Below are 3,541 nucleotides of genomic sequence, written 5' to 3'. Positions count from 1 at the left end.
TCTTCGCGTGCTGCATTAACTTCAAAGCTGTCCGACTTAGTTTGTCCTGCTGCAATTGTAACTGTTATTGTGTTGCCGAAATTAAGGACTCCATTCTTGGTGACATTAAAGTCCCAATTCTGTGCGCTAGACCCAACTTGTGTAGCAAAGCCACTACCAACAGTGTTTAAAGGCACTCTGCCGGAAAAGTCTCTTCTAGAAATATAAGCAGGTCGTAAGTTGGTTACTGTGGTATTGTCTAATGCATTCGTTCCATCTCTATAACGTCCCCAGGAGAAGCTACCATCAATTGCTCCATTCACAATTTGACGGAAAATCTCATTATTGTTATCAAATCGATGAGCCGTCCCATCCATAATCGTGAGTGTGATTTGGCGATCTTGGGAACTAACAGTATCAACTTGAACGTGATAGCTACCAGAATCACCTTCCATGATGCTGGAATCACCCACAAGTGTGACTGTCGGAGTGGGCGGAGCAGTTACATCCACTGATATATCAGCCGTGTCAGTACCACCGTTACCATCGCTGATCTCGTAGGTAAAGCTTTCATTACCAGTAAAATCAGTATCTGGGGTAAACTCTAACTGTCCATTATCCAGCAAGGTGACCGAACCATTGTTAGTATTGATGGTTTCACCAGTACTGATAGACTGACCATTCAAGGAAATAACCGAAATAGCATCCCCATCGGGGTCAGAGTCATTGGCTAAGGCATTGATAGTGACAGGGGTGTTAACAAAGGTGCTGTCGCTGTCATTCACCGCATCAGGAGGAGAATTCGGGGTAGGCAACGGATTCACCATCACCGAGAGATCTTTATCGGTAAATGCCCCATCCAAGTCAGTTACTTGTACTTTGAAATTGTACTTGTTGTCACCATCGTGATCAAGAGGATTATCAAAGTTGGGAGCATCTTTGAAAGAGAGTTGAGTCCTGATCAATAAAACTCCTGACAAAGCGTAACATTAATCGACATCTTGCCTTAGACTTAAAGAGTAGCTCTTTGGAGAACGATGTCAGTCAACTATGTTCCACCAAGAGTCGCTGCTCAAAGACTTGGAGTTTCAACGAGAACTCTCGAAAGATGGCTCGAAGCCGGGAAAATCAAAGGGATCAAGACGCCGGGAGGTCAAAGAAGATACGACTTGGATTCAGTTGTCTCTATTCGACCAGCCAAACCAAAAAGAGACATCATCTTATATGCCAGAGTTTCAAGCCGCTCTCAAAAGAGTGACCTTGAACAACAAGTACGCTTTCTTAAGTCTCGTTACCCCGGTTGTGAAGTCATCTTTGACATCGGGTCAGGACTCAACTTCAAAAGATTTGGACTACAATCCTTACTGGACAGAGTTCTCAGCAACACTTGCGAGCTTATTGTCGTTGCCCACAAAGATCGGCTTTGCCGCTTTGGGTTCGATCTTATCTCATGGCTGTGCGGCAAATTTGAGACAAAGATACTGGTTCTCGACGAAACGCACCTCAGCCCAGAACAGGAAATGGTCGAAGATATCCTTGCAATCGTCCACGTCTTTAGTTGCCGACTCTATGGACTCAGGAAGTACAAAAAACGAATCCTTGATGACAGCGAGTTACCGAGTTTATCCAGTAAAGGAACTTGAGAAGATCTGGAAGAAGTGGGTTGCCGCCTCTCGAAAGGTCTACAACATATCTATTGATTATCTAAACAGAGAACAAGGCTATGTTAAGACTACCAAGAAGGGAGGGAAGCACGGATTTAGGACTTTTTTAAAAAGTTCTGGATTAATTCCTCAATGGTGCATTGATCTAGGTATATCAAAACTTTTAGACAATGCGTCAATGGAAGCTTACACCGCCTGGAAGGAGACGAAAAAACAGCCACAGTACATTGGTATTGGGAAAAAAAGAAAACTTAACCCTGACAGGGGAAGAAAACTAGCCAGGTTTAGGAGTATTCGCGATCAAACCGCTACTCTAAAGTTCGATCCTACAGCCTATAAAAATGGCCACTGGATGGTTTCGTCTACAAAACATCTACCATTACCAGAATTCAAGGGACACAACTATTGTGTACTGACTAAGGGATCTACTGAATTGACCTTCAACAAAGGTAGGTGGTTTGCTCACTTCCCTGTGCCTCTAAGGACTGAACCAACAATAACCGAGAAAATTATTGCCTTAGATCCGGGCGTCCGCACTTTCGTAACAGGATTTGATGGTTCGGATTTTTTAGAGTTCGGAAATGGTGATTTTAGCAAGTACGCCCACGCTTTGTAGTCATCTCGACCAAATAAAGTCAAAGCATGACAAAGTCAAAGGGAGGAAATTCAAGAGGCTACGTTACAAGCTCAGGAAAGCCATGGAACGCCAACGGACTAGAATAAAAAACCTGCGTTCTGAGATTCATAAACAAGTAGCGTCTTATCTAGCCAGAAACTACGACATTATTGTTCTGCCTACTTTTGAGACTTCTCAGATGGTAGCTAAAAAGAGGAGGAAGTTAAGGAGTAAAACTGCTCGCGCGATGATGAGTTGGGCATTCTACCAATTCTCGCAGACTTTAGGGCATTTGTGTAACCGGTACGGTTCCAAACTCGTAAGAATAACTGAGGAATACACCTCAAAGACCTGCACAAAATGCGGACACATCCATAGGAAACTTGGAGGATCCAAGAATTTTAAATGTCCCAAATGTGGGTATGAAATCCATAGAGATTTCAATGGAGCCGTGGGGATTTTCCTCAAGGCGATGTGGGATACCACCTTTACCGATCACGTCGGTGATGTTGTACTAGATGTCTTAAATGTCGAAGATGTCGCGGTTAAAAGTATCAGATACGATTCTGAGCAAAAACAGGTCATCCATCAAGCTCTATCTGAAATTCTTGACGAATAACCTATACATTTTTAGCAACGTTTGAGCAACATGGCTTATCCTATTGCCTATTGCTAGGATGCCTATTGCCTTTCCCTGACAGAGTGTATATTCACCTATCAAATCGAAATTGTATATCATGGCTAATGATCAAAATTCTTCACTTATCTGACATCCACATGGGTAGTGGCTTCTCCCATGGACGAATCAACCCTGCTACTGGAATCAATACACGTTTAGAAGATTTTGTCAATACCCTAGCTAAATGTATTGACCGAGCTATTACCGAGCCTGTGGATTTAGTGCTTTTTGGCGGTGATGCCTTTCCCGATGCCACACCACCACCCTATGTTCAACAAGCCTTTGCCAATCAATTTCGTCGCTTAGTAGATGCAAACATTCCTACAGTTTTATTAGTAGGAAATCACGACCAACACTCCCAAGGACAAGGAGGTGCTAGCTTATGCATTTACCGCACCTTAGGTGTGCCTGGATTTGTAGTAGGAGATACCATCACCACTCATAAGATTCAAACCGACAATGGTCCGGTACAGGTGATTACTCTACCGTGGCTAACCAACTCCACCCTTCTCAGTCGCCCAGACACCGAAGGTCTAACCCTAGCCGAGGTTAACCAACTCCTGATCTCACGGCTTGAGCCAATCTTAGAAGCAGAAATTCGTA

5 protein-coding genes are annotated in these 3,541 nt (G+C 43.6%); 4 read left to right on the top strand and 1 reads right to left on the bottom strand.

What is annotated here, in order from left to right; genetic code table 11:
* Positions 1–944: Ig-like domain-containing protein (locus tag F6K49_RS37510; protein ID WP_293105176.1), on the bottom strand; the 944-nt coding region annotated here is incomplete at its 3' end.
* 72 nt (positions 945–1,016) lie between these two features.
* Here F6K49_RS37510 and F6K49_RS37505 point away from each other — a divergent pair.
* The 4 genes from F6K49_RS37505 to sbcD form a co-directional block, all read left to right on the top strand.
* A complete protein-coding gene (locus tag F6K49_RS37505; protein ID WP_293105173.1) occupies positions 1,017–1,622 on the top strand; it encodes an IS607 family transposase in 606 nt (201 codons plus the stop codon).
* Complete coding sequence (locus F6K49_RS37500) at positions 1,582–2,259, top strand: hypothetical protein (RefSeq protein ID WP_229415239.1); 678 nt, start codon at positions 1,582–1,584, stop codon at positions 2,257–2,259. The genes F6K49_RS37505 and F6K49_RS37500 overlap by 41 nt, the downstream gene beginning before the upstream one ends.
* A gap of 82 nt (positions 2,260–2,341) precedes the next feature.
* Positions 2,342–2,878, top strand: a complete 537-nt coding sequence (locus tag F6K49_RS37495) for a transposase (protein ID WP_293105170.1) — start codon at positions 2,342–2,344, stop codon at positions 2,876–2,878.
* A 125-nt stretch (positions 2,879–3,003) separates the two neighbouring features.
* On the top strand, positions 3,004–3,541 hold a 538-nt coding region (gene sbcD, locus F6K49_RS37490; protein WP_293105167.1), incomplete at its 3' end, for an exonuclease subunit SbcD.

This window comes from Moorena sp. SIO3I6 (genome assembly GCF_010672095.1).
This window is presented reverse-complemented; position numbering and strand designations above follow the sequence as displayed.

Coding starts and splice junctions, on each gene's coding strand:
- F6K49_RS37505 (WP_293105173.1), top strand. CDS start 1,017: ATGTCAGTCAACTATGTTCCACCAAGAGTCGCTGCTCAAAGACTTGGA.
- F6K49_RS37500 (WP_229415239.1), top strand. CDS start 1,582: ATGACAGCGAGTTACCGAGTTTATCCAGTAAAGGAACTTGAGAAGATC.
- F6K49_RS37495 (WP_293105170.1), top strand. CDS start 2,342: ATGGAACGCCAACGGACTAGAATAAAAAACCTGCGTTCTGAGATTCAT.